The organism is Micromonospora sp. NPDC004704 (assembly GCF_053601675.1).
The window spans coordinates 77,849-94,048 of record NZ_JBSGCD010000011.1; the positions used below are offsets into that span (position 1 = coordinate 77,849).

14 protein-coding genes are annotated in these 16,200 nt (G+C 71.0%); 7 read left to right on the forward strand and 7 right to left on the reverse strand.

Annotation, left to right across the window (positions count from 1 at the left end):
* Positions 1-37 precede the first annotated feature (37 nt).
* A complete protein-coding gene (locus ACWEFB_RS17505; RefSeq protein ID WP_452286572.1) occupies positions 38-931 on the reverse strand; it encodes an NAD(P)-dependent oxidoreductase in 894 nt (297 codons plus the stop codon).
* 277 nt (positions 932-1,208) lie between these two features.
* Here ACWEFB_RS17505 and ACWEFB_RS17510 point away from each other — a divergent pair, with 277 nt between their 5' ends.
* Positions 1,209-4,079: a M36 family metallopeptidase gene (locus tag ACWEFB_RS17510; RefSeq protein WP_452286574.1), complete on the forward strand. Its 2,871-nt coding sequence runs from the start codon at positions 1,209-1,211 to the stop codon at positions 4,077-4,079.
* Between the two features lie 90 nt (positions 4,080-4,169).
* Here the strand turns inward: ACWEFB_RS17510 and ACWEFB_RS17515 are convergent, their stop codons facing one another.
* Positions 4,170-5,363: a hypothetical protein gene (locus ACWEFB_RS17515; RefSeq protein ID WP_452286576.1), complete on the reverse strand. Its 1,194-nt coding sequence runs from the start codon at positions 5,361-5,363 to the stop codon at positions 4,170-4,172.
* Between the two features lie 99 nt (positions 5,364-5,462).
* On the reverse strand, positions 5,463-6,800 hold the full coding sequence (locus ACWEFB_RS17520) for a PhzF family phenazine biosynthesis isomerase (protein WP_452286578.1): 1,338 nt from the start codon (positions 6,798-6,800) through the stop codon (positions 5,463-5,465).
* Positions 6,801-6,858: 58 nt separating this feature from the next.
* Here ACWEFB_RS17520 and ACWEFB_RS17525 point away from each other — a divergent pair, with 58 nt between their 5' ends.
* A complete protein-coding gene (locus tag ACWEFB_RS17525) occupies positions 6,859-7,197 on the forward strand; it encodes a MerR family transcriptional regulator (RefSeq protein ID WP_452286581.1) in 339 nt (112 codons plus the stop codon).
* A 24-nt stretch (positions 7,198-7,221) separates the two neighbouring features.
* Here the strand turns inward: ACWEFB_RS17525 and ACWEFB_RS17530 are convergent, their stop codons facing one another.
* A complete protein-coding gene (locus ACWEFB_RS17530; RefSeq protein ID WP_452286583.1) occupies positions 7,222-7,479 on the reverse strand; it encodes a zinc-ribbon domain-containing protein in 258 nt (85 codons plus the stop codon).
* Positions 7,480-7,646: 167 nt separating this feature from the next.
* Here ACWEFB_RS17530 and ACWEFB_RS17535 point away from each other — a divergent pair, with 167 nt between their 5' ends.
* A complete protein-coding gene (locus tag ACWEFB_RS17535) occupies positions 7,647-8,522 on the forward strand; it encodes an LLM class F420-dependent oxidoreductase (RefSeq protein ID WP_452286585.1) in 876 nt (291 codons plus the stop codon).
* The gene (locus tag ACWEFB_RS17540; protein ID WP_452286587.1) at positions 8,519-8,953 is read left to right on the forward strand and encodes a hypothetical protein; all 435 of its coding nucleotides are present in this window, start codon (positions 8,519-8,521) and stop codon (positions 8,951-8,953) included. Before ACWEFB_RS17535 ends, ACWEFB_RS17540 begins: the two co-directional genes overlap by 4 nt.
* A gap of 103 nt (positions 8,954-9,056) precedes the next feature.
* Here ACWEFB_RS17540 and crcB (ACWEFB_RS17545) read toward each other — a convergent pair whose 3' ends face one another.
* The 3 genes from crcB (ACWEFB_RS17545) to nhaA are packed head-to-tail and all read right to left on the reverse strand — an operon-like array spanning position 9,057 to position 11,197.
* Complete coding sequence (gene crcB / locus ACWEFB_RS17545; protein ID WP_452286589.1) at positions 9,057-9,419, reverse strand: fluoride efflux transporter CrcB; 363 nt, start codon at positions 9,417-9,419, stop codon at positions 9,057-9,059.
* Positions 9,416-9,895, reverse strand: a complete 480-nt coding sequence (gene crcB / locus ACWEFB_RS17550) for a fluoride efflux transporter CrcB (protein WP_452286591.1) — start codon at positions 9,893-9,895, stop codon at positions 9,416-9,418. Before crcB (ACWEFB_RS17550) ends, crcB (ACWEFB_RS17545) begins: the two co-directional genes overlap by 4 nt.
* A gap of 24 nt (positions 9,896-9,919) precedes the next feature.
* Positions 9,920-11,197, reverse strand: coding sequence for a Na+/H+ antiporter NhaA (gene nhaA, locus ACWEFB_RS17555; protein ID WP_452286823.1), 1,278 nt, complete (start codon positions 11,195-11,197; stop codon positions 9,920-9,922).
* A gap of 646 nt (positions 11,198-11,843) precedes the next feature.
* Here nhaA and ACWEFB_RS17560 point away from each other — a divergent pair.
* The 3 genes from ACWEFB_RS17560 to ACWEFB_RS17570 all read left to right on the forward strand — a co-directional run bounded on the left by ACWEFB_RS17560 (position 11,844) and on the right by ACWEFB_RS17570 (position 16,200).
* Positions 11,844-12,767 carry an NAD(P)H-binding protein gene (locus ACWEFB_RS17560; protein WP_452286592.1) on the forward strand — a complete coding sequence of 308 codons (924 nt, stop codon included), beginning with the start codon at positions 11,844-11,846 and terminating at the stop codon, positions 12,765-12,767.
* Positions 12,764-13,606, forward strand: coding sequence for an NAD(P)H-binding protein (locus ACWEFB_RS17565; RefSeq protein ID WP_452286594.1), 843 nt, complete (start codon positions 12,764-12,766; stop codon positions 13,604-13,606). The genes ACWEFB_RS17560 and ACWEFB_RS17565 overlap by 4 nt, the downstream gene beginning before the upstream one ends.
* A 188-nt stretch (positions 13,607-13,794) precedes the next feature.
* The gene (locus ACWEFB_RS17570; protein ID WP_452286596.1) at positions 13,795-16,200 is read left to right on the forward strand and encodes a PEP/pyruvate-binding domain-containing protein; all 2,406 of its coding nucleotides are present in this window, start codon (positions 13,795-13,797) and stop codon (positions 16,198-16,200) included.

A 16,200-nucleotide genomic window follows, 5' to 3' on the forward strand; every position in this document is an offset into this window, starting at 1 on the left:
AGCACGCGCGTCCGCGTCGGCCGACGACAGGCGTTGTTCACCGCTGCCTGAAGTGTTCGACCAGGCGGGAGTAGCTGTCGTCGGCGTGACCCGCGTCGATTGCCGTGGCCACCAGGGTCCGGGTGTAGTCGGGCAACCCTTCGTCGACACCCCGCGCCCGGCTCTCCCGGACCAGGTCCTCGACCGACGGCAGGTGATGCCGGAGCCCGCCGTACGGGGTCGCGTACTCGCCACGGTCGATCTCGTCGGCGATCGACGGCAGGTGGGACAGGAGCGCGGAGACCGAGGCGCCTGCCTGTTCCAGGAACCGTTTCACCTCGACGCCCTCGCTCGACAGCAGTGCGGCGGCGTGCAGGAATCCGTTGAGCGTTCCCCACATGGTTCCGTGCACGGCCATCCCGTACAGGGTGGGTAGACCGGCGTCGGCGCCGACCAGGGTGCCGCGGCCACCGATCAGCCGGAGCGTCGACCGGTAGCGGTCATGGACCGTGTCGGCTCCGCCGTAGAACACGACACTGTCCGGGTGCCCGATGCCGGGGGCGATCGTCATGATCTGCCCGTGGAGGTACTCCGCACCCTGCTCCGCAGCCCACCCGGCGACGGCTCTCGCCTCGGTCGACGTACCGTCGGTCAGGTTGACCACGGCGCGGCCGGCAAGCGCGTCACCGGCCGATTCCAGGATCTCGCGTGCGGCGGTGTTGCCCTTCACACTGACCACCACGAGGGGGTTGGCGGCGACGGCGTCGCGGGCGGTCACGGCCCGCCGCGCTCCCCGGGCGACCAGGTCGTCACCGTTTCCCGGCGTACGGTTCCACACCGTCGTCGGGTGCCCGCCGGCGAGGAAGGCGCTCGCCAGTGCGGAGCCGATCTCACCCAGGCCGAGCACCGTCACGGCCGGTGGTGCCTCGGTGGTCGCGGAATTGCCGGTCATCAGTGTCGTCCTCTCGATCCACCGTGGCCCGGTTCGGCCCGGCCCCTGGCTCTGCCGATCGGTAACCACGCTAAAACCTCAACAGGACTTGGGGTCAAGGCGCGACGCGGAGCGAAGTGTCGGGTCCGGAGGGCGGTGGGTCCGACAGCCGTAGCAGAGGACATTGATGATTTTGAACATCCGTCGGACGACCGACCGTGAAGTGATCCGTACTGTCAGTCAAAACCCACTCTGTGATCTCCAGCGCCCTCGTACCCGCGCAACGAAGGGAGCACCGGTGCCACTCAGTCCACACCCCACTCCGGTCCGTCGCCACACCGCATCTCTGCTGGTCACCGCGCTGGTCGCGGTACTGACACCGATGGCGGCACAGCCCGCCTCGGCCGCACCGGACAACACCACGGGCGAAACGGGTACGGAGGGCCGCAACGCCCTGTTCCTCACCGGCCCGAACCAGGGCAAGCCCGAGAGCATCGCGATCGACTACCTCCGTACGAACCCCACCCGGTACGGGGTGACCGCAGCCGACCTCGGTGACCTGGTCGTCTCCTCCAGTTACACCAGCGAGCACAACGGGGTTACCCACGTCAACCTGTCCCAGCGGTTCCAGGAACTGGAGGTCTTCGGCGCGACGGCCACGGTCAGCATCGCCCGCGACGGCAGCGTGGTCTTCGTCGGCCACACCCTGACCCCCAGCCTGGCGGACCGGCCCTCGGGCAGCGCGGTCCTGGACGCACCCGCCGCGGTGCAGGCCGCCGCCGAGGCACTGGACCTGCCCGCTCCGGCCGCCCCACAGGTGCTCGACCGCGGCGCAGGACCCGCCCGACGCACGGTGGTCTCCGGCAGCGGCATCTCCGGGCAGCCGATCCCGGCCCGGCTCGGCTGGCAGCGGACCGACGAGGGCCTTCGCCTCGCCTGGCAACTGGTGATCGACGACTCCGACGAGGCCCACCTCTGGAACGCCACCGTCGACGGTACGACCGGCGCACTGCTCAACGTGGACGACTGGACCACCCACGACGCGCCGGAGGAGTTGGCCAGCACCCTAGGGCGCCGTACCGGCCCGACCGGGAACGGACCTACCCGCCCGGTCGACGTCCGGCCGCAGTTCCCGCCCAAGCGGGTCAACGACGGTTCGAGCTACCGCGTCTTCACGTTCCCCAAGAACGACCCGAACGAGGGGCCGCGCAGCCTGGTGACCAACCCGGCCGACGCGACGGCCTCCCCGTACGGCTGGCACGACACCGACGGGGTGGCGGGCGCGGAGGCCAGTACGACGCAGGGCAACAACGTCCGCGCGTACGCCGATCGCGACGCCAACAACCAGCCCGACCCGAACAGCGTGCCCGACGGCGGCCCCGGTCTCGACTTCAACTTCCCGGCGGACCTGAACCAGCAGCCGCAGACCTACACCGACGCCGCGGTGGCGAACCTCTTCTACTGGTGCAACATCGTGCACGACCTGACCTACCGGTACGGCTTCAACGAGGTCGGCGGCAACTTCCAGGTCAACAACTACGAACGCGGCGGCGTCGGCGGTGACGACGTCCGGTGCGAGGCGCAGGACGGCTCCGGCCAGAACAACGCCAACTTCTCCACCCCCGCCCAGGACGGGGGTGCACCCCGGATGCAGATGTTCCTGTGGCCGGGCAACCAGTTCGGGCTCCCGAACGCGGTGACGATCGGCGCGGGCGCCGGGGCCACCATCTACGAGGCCGAGTACGCCCGCTTCACCCCCGCGCCCACCAACGCCGGTTTCAGCGGCCAGGTTGTCGCGGTGGACGACGGCGTCGACGCGGTGGGCGACGGGTGCACCGCGTACAGCCTGCCGGCCGGGTCGATCGCCCTGGTCGACCGCACCAGCGCCTGCAACTACCACACGCAGGTGGTCAACGCCGAAACCGCCGGTGCGGTCGCGGTGGTGGTCGTGAACAACGCGACGGGCGCCCCGGTGGTGATGAACGGTTCGATGAGCCCATCGGTCGGCATCCCCGCCGTGATGGTGAGCCAGGCAGACGGCGGCACCCTGCGGGCGGCGCTCCCGGCGTCCGGGCGGGTGCACCGCAACGTCGACCGCCCGGCGATGCGCGACGCCGCCTTCCGGTCGGAGACGATTTTCCACGAGTACGGTCACGGCGTCTCGAACCGGCTGACCGGCGGCCCGAACGTCAACTGCCTCAGCGGGCAGGAACAGATGGGCGAGGGGTGGAGCGACTTCCTCGCGATCGTGTCGCTGATCAACCCGGATCTCGACGACCCCGAGGGCCCGCGCGGCTACGGCCAGTACGCCCAGTTCGCCGACAGCCGTTCCGGTGACGGCTTCCGGCCGCGGCCGTACTCGCGGAACATGGAGATCCAGCCGTTCACCTACGACAGCATCAAGACCGGTGCCTGGCTCGACGGCACCTCGCTGGCCGCGCCGCACGGGATCGGCCACGGCTGGGCCGCCGTGCTGTGGGACATGACCTGGGACCTGATCGACCGGCACGGGCTCAACCGCAACGCGTACGGACGCTGGGACACCGGCGGCAACAACCTCGCCATGCAACTCGTGATCGACGGGTTGAAGATCCAGGGGTGCGCACCCGGATTCGTGGTCGGCCGGGACGCGATCATCGCCGCCGACGCGGCGCTGACCGGGGGCGAGAACAACTGCACCCTGTGGGCCTCGTTCGCCCGCCGTGGCCTCGGCTACAGCGCGGTCCAGGGCACCACCGGCCGGGACGACAACTCCGGTGCGTATGACACCCACCCGGCATGTGAGCGCCCGTTCACCAACCGGTCCGCGAAGCCGACCCTCAACAGTGTGAAGGCCGGCTCGACCGCACCGATGCAGTTCGACCTCGGCCGGAATCACGACCGTGATCGCGGCCGTGACCACGATCGCGACCTTCTCGCCAGCAACTCGCCGTACTCCCGGCTGGTCGACTGCGCGACCCTGGAAACCGTCAATCCGGATGGGACGGTGACGCCGGGGCCGCTGCCGGTCAAGGCGGAGACGCCCGGCCACTCGAAGCTCTCGGCGGGCGGCCACGGCCGCTACACCTATCCGTGGAAGACGGATCGGAGCTGGGCCGGAACCTGCCGCGAGTTTGTCCTCTCGCTCGACGACGGCAAGCAGTTCAGAACGTACGTCCAGTTCCGTTAGCGGCGCTGCGGATCGGTGCCGGGGCACCGGTCGGCGGTGGGTGACCAGGCAACCGGGGGAGCGTCCGATCGTGGGCGCTCCCCCGGTCGTTCAGGAGTCTCCTGCCCGGTGGTTGCCGGCGGACCACGAGTCGGCTTCGTCCCGCGCCGCTCGGGCGTCGCCGTGCAACCCGACCACCTCGGCCCACTCGGCGAATCGGCGCAGTCGGTCGACCAGCGGCGTTGCCGACCCGGCGGGATCCTGCCGGGCGAGGCGACGGGTCAGGTCCACCACCTCCCGCTGTACGGTGAGCGCCTCGCTGCGCTGGCCGCCCGTACGCCATCGGGCCTCGGCGAGCGCGGCCAGTGCGTCGGCGAGCGCGGGACTGTCGCCGGCCTCCCGTAGCCGCCCCACCTCGGCGACCTCGGCGGCAACCGCCGCCTCCAGCCGCTCCGCCTGGTTCGCCAGCCGCGTGTCCCGGTCCGGCTTCTGCCGCAGGAGCGTGCCGATTCCCCGCCACATCGACGTCCGGCGGGCCAGTTGCCGGTGCAGGATGTCCCGTTGGGTCCGGAGAACCGTTTCGGTGTCCCGGCCCCGGGTCTCGCCGCCGGCCGCCGACCGGTAGCGGGCCAGCGCGGCGAGGAGGCTGACGTAGCGCTTGCGCTCGATCACGTTGAGTCGGGCGAGCTTGGCGAACTGCGGCAGATCCCGTGCGGCGTACCGTTCCAACTCGTCGTACCTGCCCGACTCGCCGAGCGCGACGAGCAGGAGGTAGCGCCCCTGGGTCTCGGCAGCGTTGCCCGGGGCGTCCCGGGTGACCGTCTCCAGCAGTACGGCGACCGCGTCGCCGAACCGTTGGTGGAGCACCAGTTGACGGCCGTACTCGACCAGGGCGTGGGTCAGTTCGCCGGGCGGACCCGACCGGGCCTCGCCGACCACCCGTTCGATCAGGGTGAGCGCGTCATCGGGTCGGCCGGTCCTGGCCAGCAGATAGGCGGCGCGCCGCAGGTCCGGTGAGGCTGCCGGACCGTGCGCACGGGCGCAGAGGTCGAGGCATTCGTCGAGGGCGCTCGACGCCTGCTCGGTCCGCCCGCGCGCGTGCAGGCACGCCGCCTGTACGGCCAGTGCACGCGCCAACCGGGCCGGGTACCTGGTGGCGAACGGGCGCCACCTGTCCACGGACCGGTTCGCCAGGTGGATGGCGTACGGATGGAATCCGGACGAGCTGTAGCCCAGGGCGCCGCGCTCGTAGCGGTGGGTCCGCCACCGCCGCCATGGTCGCCGTACCCGCTCGATCCTGTCCACCGGCCCCGAATCCGTGACCCTGTCAGCCACCGTGACCCCCGTCGATCGCGTGCGATGCGATCGTATTGCGGCGGCGCAACCCGGTCGAGGCGCCAGCGGCTACGAAAGGGCCGGACCCGGCGGGTGGATGCTTCCGCGTACGGTCACGCAACCGCGACCGGCGACGGTCACCACGTTGTCCCGGCCGACGGTCGCGCGGATGGTGCTCCGGCGTCCCATCGTCTCGCCCTGGACGATGACGAGTTCCTCGTCGGCGTCGAGCAGTTCGTGACGGTGCAGCAGCGCGGCCAGCGGCCCTGCCGCACTGCCGGTGGCCGGGTCCTCGTCGAGTCCCACCCCCGGGTTGAAGAACCGCGCGTGCGCGGTCGGCCGGGGCTCGGTACCGTCCAGCCAGGCAAGGTAGACCCCTTGCGCCGCGACGCTTTCCGCGACCGCGATCAGCGCCGGCTTGTCCGGTGTGGCCGCCGCCAGCGCCTCGGCGCCGCGCAGGATCACCATGAGATGGTTGGCCCCGGTGTCCACCACCTGCGGTGCCAGCACCTCGGAGATGTCGTCCCGGCCGAGGCCGACGGCGCGGGCGACAAGATCGGGATCGGCGTACGCGCCGAAGCGGGGTGCCGTCTGACGCATGTCGAGCTGGCCGTCGTTCCTGACCACCACCGGTAGGTTTCGGCCCCCGATCCGCTGGATGATCTCCGTACCGGGCTCGGTGCGGGTCAGGCGCCCCGAGTCCAGCAGCCACCACCAGGCGCCCAGTGCGTTGTGACCGGCGCCGAAAACCTCCACCCCGCCGGCGGTGAACGAACGCAGTTCCCGTACGGCGCCGTCCCGGCCGGGCAGGATGAACGTGGTTTCGGACTGGTTGAGCTCGCGGGCCACGGTCGGGTACCAGGCTTCGTCCACCGGTTGACCCCAGTCGGTGAGGTCCACGACCGCGAGCGGGTTTCCGGTGAGCGGGGCGTCCCCGAACACGTCCACCAGCGCGAACGGAACGTCGCCCCGCGACGCGTCTCCGGTACGCGGCCCGCCGAGTTCCTGGAACAGGGTGATCTGGAGGTCGCCGGGGGTTTCGAGTCGTGAGTTCAGCGAGTTCCACGGTGTCCGGGTCGGCGGGGCGACAAGCTCGGCGCCGGCTCCCACCAGGGCGTCCGTCGCGGTGGTCGTGTCGTCCACCTCGAAGGCGAGGCGGATGTGCGGGCTGACCGGCCGTCCGACCTCGACACTGTCGATCATCGCTCGCTGCGCCGGGTTGGCGAGTTCCAGGGTGGCCCGGCCCGCGTCGAGGATGACCACGCGAGCGTCGCCCTCGCCCGCGAACGCGGCTTCCGGCCGGAGCCCCAGCACATCCCGGTACAGCGTCACCGCGGCCTCGTAGTCCGCCGCTTCGACGACCACGCGGAGTTGACGTACCTCGTTCGATCCTGTGTTCTCGGGCATGCCGCGTATGTTAGAACCTGACACGGGTGTCAGGTGCAAGTGTGGGATCGGAGCGACGATGCGGATCGGTGAACTCGCCACCGCGAGCGGTGTCAGCGTTCGTTCGCTGCGCTACTACGAACAGCAGGGGTTGCTCGCCAGCGAACGGACCGCCGGTGGGCAGCGCCGCTATCACGACGACGCGGTGGGCCGGGTCGAGTTGATCCAGCGGCTGTACTCGGCGGCGCTGTGCAGCGAGAAGATCGCCGAACTGCTGCCCTGCTTCGAGGGCCGGCCGTCGCCCGCGCTCCGGTCCAGTCTGCTGGTCGAGAAGGCGCGGGTCGACGGGATGATCCGTGACCTGGAGCAGGCGCGCGGCGTACTGGTCTCGGTGATCGACTCGATCCCGGAGGACTGACCGGCACCGGTCGGCGGAGCATGCTCAGTGCGCCGAACCGACACCGGTGGCGAGCAGCCTGCGCGCCTCCCCGGCGCTCACCTTCGTCCGGTCACCGCAGTACGGATTCACGCACTGGACCACGTACTTCGTCCTGACCGGGATCAGGGGGACGAAGAACAGGCTCAGCTTGGTGACCTCGCGGATCACCAGCAGGTTCCCGGGCTGTCCGCACGCCCGGCAGGCCATCAGCACCGTCCCCAACCGCTGGGCCTTCGTGCGCAAGCCGAAGATCAGAAACATGTGCACCCCCTGGATCTGTCTGAATCGTCGCAGGCGTACGCACACCCGTGCCGGCTGTCACCCCGTTACCCGGATCTGTCCGCCCGTACGCATCCGTCCGGGCGGCAGCAGTCGGTGTTGCCTTGACACCGGCGGCAGGGTTTAGCGTCGCTGCGACCGGTGGAGGGATGACCATGAAGTTCGCGATCAGCTACAGCACACCGTTCTACGGCGTGGACCCCGACCGGATAGTGGGCTTCGCGCAGCACGCCGAGGCGTGCGGGTTCGAGGCCCTGTACCTGCCGGAGCACGTTGTCCTCTATCCCGGCGCGACGTTCGGGGCGATGCCGGTGCCGCCGTCGCTGCCGTACACCGACCCGCTCGACTGCCTGACCTTCGTCGCCGCGCACACCCGACGAATCCTGCTCGGTACGGGTGTCCTGCTGTTGCCGTACCACCACCCGGTGCTGCTCGCGAAACGTCTCGCCACCATCGACGTGCTCTCCGGGGGCCGCATGCGACTGCTGACCGTGGGCCTCGGCACCCTCCCCGGTCAGGCGCGGGCGCTCGGTGTGGACTTCGCCAGCCGGGGCCGGCGGGCCGACGAGGCGATCGACGTGCTGCGGCTGCTCTGGGAAGGTGACGACAGGGGAGTCGGCTTCCACGGCGAGTTTTTCGACTTCGACGACCTGAGCAGCTACCCGAAGCCGCTCGGCGTCACCCACCTGCCGATCCACGTCGGGGGATCGAGCCGCCCGGCCGCTCGCCGGGCCGGCGCCCGGGGCGACGGCTACTTTCCCGGCGGTGCCCTCACCAACGAGGAGCGGGCGATCCAGTGGGACCTCGTCCGGTCGACCGCCGTCGGGGCGGGCCGCGACCCGCAGACCCTCGAATACACCCGATGGGGTTCCATCGACATGTCACTCGAAAACGTCGCCGCGCTCGCCGCGCAGGGCGCGACCCGTATCGTGATCAGTCCCGCCTCGGCCGATCCGCAGGAGCAACGGGACCAGATGTCCGCGTTCGCGCAACGATTCGACCTTCCGGAGGGCTTGCCGGTATGACCGAACGATGGGAAACGGTCGAGGAGATCGCCTCGGCACGGCGGCGGTTCGAGGCGGGGATTCCCGGCTGGGTCACCCCGAAGGCGTACGGCATGGGACGTCTGGTCGGTGACCGGGTCGAGTTCGTCCGGATCAACGTCGGTGCCCATCCGCTGCCGGCTTCGGTCCTCGCCACGGTCTGTGGCCACAGCGCCGGTTCCGCCTCCTACCGGCTCGACCGGGCGGGGCTCCGGCGGGCGATCGACCTGCTCGCCCCCGCCGAGGCGTGCACCGCGTACGAGCATCCCAACCTGTTCGCGTGGCGACGGCTGCACGACGCTCTCGGCGTGGACGGGGTGGCGGTGGCGGTCTTCGTCGGCGACCTGCACCAGCCGTCCGCCGACGAGCACGCGGAGGCGCTCCGGGAGCAGGCGTTGGCGGTACCCGACTGACGCAGGCGTCCACCGGGCACCTGCGGGTGTCGGGAAGGTCCTCGGTCGGTCAGCGGGGTGCCCGGACGCGGTCGGCGACGTGTCGTCGGGTGATCGGTTCCGGCTATCCGGAGAAGGTGTGGGCGAGGGCGACACCGGCGAACACGACGCCGAAGCCACCTGTGACACTGACCCCGGCGTAGGCGAGCGCGGCGACGCGGCTGCCCTCCTGGTACAGCCGTAGCGTCTCGTAGCTGAAGGTCGAGTAGGTGGTCAGCGCGCCACAGAACCCGACTCCCGCGAAGGCCATGAGAGCCGAGGCGGCCGGTAGGGCGGCAAGGAAACCGAGCACCAGTGAGCCGGCGAGGTTGACCACCAGGGTGCCCCAGGGAAACCGGGTACCGAATCGGTTCTGGATCCAGCGGTCGGTGAGGTAGCGCAACGGCGCTCCGGCGGCTGCACCGAGGGCGACGAGCAGAGCGGTCATCGTCCCTCCCCGAGCTGTCGTACCGCCGCGGTCGTGACGGTCGAGCCGATCCAGACCGCCAGCAGCCCGGCGACCAGGGTGCCGATCGCGTACGCCACGGCGATCTGGAGGTGGTCGGCCGCGACGGCCTGCTGCACCTCCAGGGTGTAGCTGGAGAACGTGGTGAATCCGCCCAGCACTCCGACGCCGAGGAACGGGCGCAGCAGTGCCCGGCCGGGCCAGACCCGGGTCACCAGGACCATCAGTACGCCGAGCAGCAGGCATCCGGAGATGTTGATCCAGAAGGTGGCCCAGGCGAACCCGCCCGGCGGGTGCGGAAAGGCGTGTTGCAGACCGAACCGGCTCTCCGCCCCGATGATCCCGCCGACTGCGATCACCGCGAGGACCGGCCACGGGCCGGGGCGCGCTGCTCGGTGTTCGTCGGGCAGGCGCGGGTCGACGTCCGGGTCGACGGGTGTGGCGTCGGGTTCGGGCACAGTCTCCTCCTACCAGCAGAAAACCTACCTCCGCGCCCCGTTGCCGTCGGCCGGGCCGTACCGGGCCGCCGTCTCGACCCGCCCGCCGTGCGCCGGGCGACCCCGATGGTGGGAGCCACGCCAGGTCAGGATGATGGTGGCGAGGATGGTCGCGACGGCGGAGGCGAGCAGGACCGCGCTCTTAGCGTCGTCGACCAGCCGGCTGTTGCCGGGATAGGACAGCTCGCTGATGAGCAGCGAGACGGTGAAGCCGATCCCGGCGAGTTGGGCCATGCCGATGATGTCGAGCCAACCCAGGCTCGGGTTGAGCTGCGCCGGTGACACCTTCGTGGCCAGCCACGCGCCCCCGGCGATCCCGACCACCTTCCCGACGACCAGGCCGAGGAACACCCCGACCGCGACGGGCTCACCGACCAGGTCGCCGAGTGAGCCGAACACGACCCCGGCCGACAGCAGTGCGAAGACCGGCAGGACCAGGCCGTTCGTCCACGGTCGCAGCACCTCCTCGACGCGGTGACTCGGATCGATGCGCTCGCCTGGCCGGGCCCGCGTACGCATGAGCAGGCCCATCGCCGCCCCGGCGATGGTGGCGTGTACGCCACTGGCGTGCATCAACGCCCAGATCACCACGGCCAGGGGCACGAAGATCACCCAACCCGGCACCGGACCGGTCCACAGCCTGCCGGCCGGGCCGCGCCCGGCCTGGAGCAGACCGAACACGGCCAGCAGGGCGATCGCCGCGAACAGCGGCAGCCACGCCAGACCGGCGGAGTAGAACACGGCGATGACGATGATCGCGACCAGGTCATCGACGATCGCGAGCGTCAGCAGGAAGGTGCGCAGCGGTGCGGGCAGGCCGCGGCCGACAACGGCCAGGACCGCCACGGCGAACGCGATGTCGGTGGCCATCGGAATGCCCCAACCGGCCGCCGCCTCGCCCCTGCCCAGGGTGACGAGGGCGAAGATTCCCGCCGGCACGACGACCCCGGACAGGGCCGCGACGATCGGCAGGACCGCCCGACGCGGGTCACGCAGTTCCCCGCCGACGAACTCCTGCTTGAGTTCGTTCCCGACGACGAAGAAGAACACCGCGAGCAGCCCGTCGGCCGCCCACGCGTGCAGCGACAGGTCGAGGTGCAGCCCGGACGGGCCGAACGTCACCGACCGCAGCGACTCGTACGCACCGACCCACGGCGAGTTCGCCCACACCAGGGCGAACACCGCCGCGACGATCAGGAGCCCGCCGCCGACCGCGTCGCCGCGCAGCACCCGGCTCAGCCGGGTCACCACCACGGCGGTCACCGGCAAGCCGTGACGGTGGGCACGGATGTGGCCGGTGGACCGGGAACGGGGGGAAGTGGCGAGCGCATCAACCAGGCACCTTCGCGAGTGATGGGGTAACCGCCCCGGACGGCGGCGACAGCCACGGCCAGGCGGTGTCGACCCGATGACGGGGGGAGGCGGAACGGGGGAAAGGCGACCACCAGTGGTGGTCGTCGCAGCGACATCCGCTATCAGCGGAGGTCGTCTCCCGGCGGACAACCCGCGATCTCACCGTGCGCGTTCGTACCCCACGACGACAGCCATCCGTTCGTACCCGGATGCCGCATCACCCCGGCGGGCCGCGTCGGCACCCAGCCGACCGACCGCACCTCCGACGGCCACGACAGGCACCGACGACGAGTGAACCTCACCGACACCGATTGCCTGACCACGGAACTCACGTGACGACGCTAGCAGGAGCAGGGGCCCGCCGACCCGTCTCCACCGATGCGGCTCGCGAACACGCGCAGGGTTGTCGAGACCGACCCCGTCCGCCAATTGGCACACATGTGCTATGTGCGAGGTCGCGGAAATCCGCCTATCGTCCGGATGACCGCCGCCGTGAACCTTGGCCGGGTACGGCGGCGGTCCATTGCGCCATTCAGGGGATCCGGAAAGGAGCAACATGACAATCCTAGTGACCGGCGCGTCCGGGAACACAGGTCGTCAGGTGGTGGACCGGTTGGTGGCCGCCGGCAGGCCGGTGCGGGCGATGACCCGCCGACCGTCGGCCGCCCCGCCGCGAACCGGGGTCGAGACGGTCGAGGGTGATTTCACGCGGCCCGAGACCTGGCAGGCTGTCCTGGCCGGGGTGGAGCAGGTCTACCTGTTTCCCTTCGTCGAGGTTGACAGCGAGCCCGGCACGGGGTTCGTGGACCTGGCGGTTCGGGCCGGCGTACGCAGGTTCGTGGTGCACTCGGCCGCCGCGGCCGCCTTCGACTCCGACGACGCCCCGGACGATCCCGACATCAGTGCGCTGCGGCGACACCTCGCCGAGGAACGGCTCGCGCATCGGGCGGTCGAACGGCTGGTGGAAGCCAGTGGCGCGCAGTGGACCCACATACGGCCGGGTTTGCTCGCGGTGGGCGCCCTGGACTGGGCCGGGCGGATCCGGGATGAGCGGGTGGTGCGTGCGCCGTACGCCGCAGCGGCTTTCCCGTGGGTGCACGAGGCCGACATCGCCGACGTGGCCGTGGCGGCCCTGCTCGGTGATGCGCACGTCGGTGCGGCGTACACGCTCACCGGGCCGGCGAAGGTCAGTCGGGCGGAGCAGGTGGCCGCGATCGGGGCGGCGATCGGCACCCCGGTCGGTTTCGAGGAGCTGACCCCGGAACAGGCCCGTACGCAGTGGCTGGACGACGGCTACGACCGGCAGACGGCCGAGTGGCTGATCGAGCTGCTGGCCGCCGCCGTCGAAGGGCCGGACCTGCTGCCACCCACCGACACCTACCAGCGGGTCACCGGACGCCCACCGCGCACCTTCGCCCAGTGGGCCCTCGACCACGCCACCGACTTCCGCCCGCCGGTACGGACGGGAGAAGCCGGATGACGATCCTGCTGACCGGTGCCACCGGTTTCATGGGGCGGAGGATCGTCGACGAACTGCTCCTGGCCGGCGAGCCCGTCCGCGCGCTGACCCGTACGCCGGCAACGGCCGGTCTGCCCGACGGGGTGGAACTGTTCGCGGGCGACCTGGAACAGCCCGAGACGATCCGGGACGCGCTCCGGTCGGTGGACAGGATGTACCTGGTCCCGGCGGCTCCGGAGACCTCGGAGGAGGTGGTCGCGTTGGCGAAGGCGGCTGGCGTACGCCGGATCGTGGTGCTCTCCGGCGCGGCTGCCGACGATGACGCCTGGGGCGCCCGTGGTTACCTGGCCGTCGAACGGGCCGCCGAGCGGTCCGGTCTGGAGTGGACGCACGTCCGTCCGGGGGAGTTCGCCGGAAACTGGCTCGGCTGGGCCCCGTCCGTACGCGCGGATCGGCTGGTACGCCGCCCGTACGGCAACGCGGTGACCCAGCCGGTCCACGAGTCGGACGTTGCCGCGGTGATCGCGGCGACGCTGATCCGGGAGGGCCACGCAGGGGTGACGTACACGTTCGCCGGGCCGGAGGCGCTCACCACGGCCGAGCAGGTGGGCCTGATCGGGGCGGCTCTCGGTGAGGAGGTCAGGTTCGAGGAGGACGATCCGGTGCAGGCCCGTGAGCAGTGGATCCGGGACGGTTATCCGGCCGTTTTTGTCGACTGGATGTTCGAGGTCTGGGCCAGGTCCGCCCGCGAGCCCGCCCCGGTCAACGAGGATTGGGCAGCCGTGGTGCCCCGGTTGACCGGCCGCCCGGCCCGCACCTTCGCCCAGTGGGCCGTGGACCACGCCGCATCCTTCCGATAGCCGATAGACCGTCTCGCGACCGTCGGCGTGCGGTCGCGAGACGGTACGGCTCGACCCTCCGCCCGACCCTGCGGTCCACGTCACCGTGGGCGGCGGTGTTTCCGCTCCTCTTTTGCGTTGCAGTCGCATTGCCATGTCGGTTATCGTGGGATGCAATGCAGTCGCATTGCGAAGAGGGGACGCCGCAGATGCACGTACTTGCCTTGGCCGAGGCCACCGCCGACCTGGTCGATCTGGTCGGGGGCAAGGCGGCCGGTCTGGGGGACATGATCCGGCGGGGTGAACGGGTGCCGCCGGGGTTCTGCGTCACCACCGAGGCCCACCGGCTGGGCGTACTCCCGCGGGCGGCGATCGTCGAGGCGTACGAGCGGCTCGGTGGGGGTCTTGTGGCGGTGCGGTCCAGTGCGACCGCCGAGGACCTCCCGGACGCGAGCTTCGCCGGGCAGCAGGACACCGTCCTGAACGTCACCGGCGTTCCCGAACTGCTGGCCGCGATCACGAAATGCTGGGACTCGCTGCACGGCGCCCGCGCGGTCGCGTACCGCGACGCCCACGACGTCGACCACGAGCCGGTACGGATGGCGGTTGTCGTGCAGCGGATGATCGCCCCCGAGGTGGCGGGTGTGCTGTTCACCGCGAACCCGCTGACCGGCAGACGGACGGAGATGATGGTCGACGCGGCCCCCGGACTCGGCACGGCCGTGGTCGACGGCGTCACCGACGTCGACCACTACGTTCTCGACGGGTCGGAGCAGGACGCCACGGGCTGCGTGACCCCGGCGCAGTTGGCGGACCTGTGGGCGGCGGGGGAGCGGCTCCAGCGTCACTTCGGCCGCCCGCAGGACGTGGAGTGGGCGTTCGACCGGGAGGGGACCCTGTGGCTGTTGCAGTCGCGGCCGATCACCACGCTGTTCCCGCCGCCCCCGCCGACCGACCGGCCCCAGCCACGGGTCTACCTGGAGTTCGGCCACGTCCAGGGCATGCTGCAACCGGTCACCCCGATGGGAATGTCGACCCTGAAGTCGACGGTCGCGGCGATGGTCGCCGCGCTCGGGATGCGGGTCGAGATCGTCGACATCGGCGGGCGCCTCTACGGCGACCTGACCGACCTGGCGCGCGGCAGGTCCACCCGTAAACGCCTGGTCAAGCTCATGGCGGTCGATTTCGGTCCCCGGGCCCAGGCGGCGATGGAGCACATCCTGGCCGATCCCCGGTTCGCCCCGGGCCAGGGCAACGGCACGCAGGGTCCGCGTGGGGCCGGGGCTCCACCCCTGCGTACGGCCGCGCGGGCGGTGGTCGGAATCGTACGGACGCTGGCCCGGCCCGACGCGGCACGGCTGCGCATGTTCGACGCCATCGAGCGGCTCAGGCTCCGGTCGGCCGCGCCGGACGGGTTGCGAACCTCCGCCGAGCGGCTGACCTTCGTGCAGGCGCACGACCAGACGGACAGCCCCGACGAGATCATCTGGCCGATCGTCACCGGCATGCTCGCCGCCGCGCTGCCGGCCCTGCTCCTGAAGGGTGTCGCCCGCCCCGACGAGATCCACACGGTCCTCGGCGGGATGCCGTACAACGTCACCATCGAGATGGACCTGGCGCTGTGGCGGCTCGCCCAACGCGCCGGTGAACACCGTGAGCTGCTCCTGCGTACGCCCCCGGAGGAACTGGCCGCCCGGTACGTACGCGGAACGCTCCCGGACATCGGCCTGGCGGCGTTCCTCGACCGGTACGGCCACCGTGGCGCCGCCGAGGTCGACCTCGGTGTCCCCCGGTGGGAGGAGGATCCGACCCCGGTCTTCGCCGCGATCGCCAACTACCTGCGGGTCACCGACCCCGAGCAGGCCCCCGACAAGCGGTTCGAACGTGCCGCCGCGACGGCCGAGGCCACCCTCCACGACCTCGTCGCGCGGGCCCGCCGGCGTCGCCCGGTCCGGGGTCGGCTGGCCGGATTCCTGCTGCGCCGAGCGCGTTCCCTGGCCGGTCTGCGGGAGGCGGGCAAGTTCGCCGGCCTGTACCGGCTGCGGGAGGTACGCCGGCAACTGCTGCTCATCGGTGCCGACCTGACCGGCGCGGGACTGCTGGAGTCGCCGGACGACATCATGTTCCTCACCGTCGACGAGGTGCACACCGCCGTACACGGCAACGTCGACCACCGGGAGACGGTGATCTCCCGCAGAACGGTGCACCGGCGGGAGTCGCGCCGCAGGACCGTACCGGTGGCGTTGCTGTCCGACGGCACGGATGTCGAGACCGTACTGCCGGTGGCACCGGCGGCGGACGGGGTACTCACCGGTGTCGGTGCGGCTCCGGGTCGGGTGTCCGGGCCGGCCAGGGTGGTCCGCGACCCGGCGACCGCGTACGTCGAACCCGGCGAGATCCTGGTCACCGCGACCACCGACCCCGGCTGGACACCGCTGTTCCTCACCGCGGGCGGGCTGGTCACCGAGACCGGGGCGGTGATGGCCCACGGCCCGACCGTTGCCCGCGAATACGGCATCCCCGCGGTCATCTGCGTCCCCGACGCCACCCGGAAGATCGCCACCGGTCAGACCGTCACCGTGGACGGCGTGGCCGGCACGGTCACCGTCGAGTGA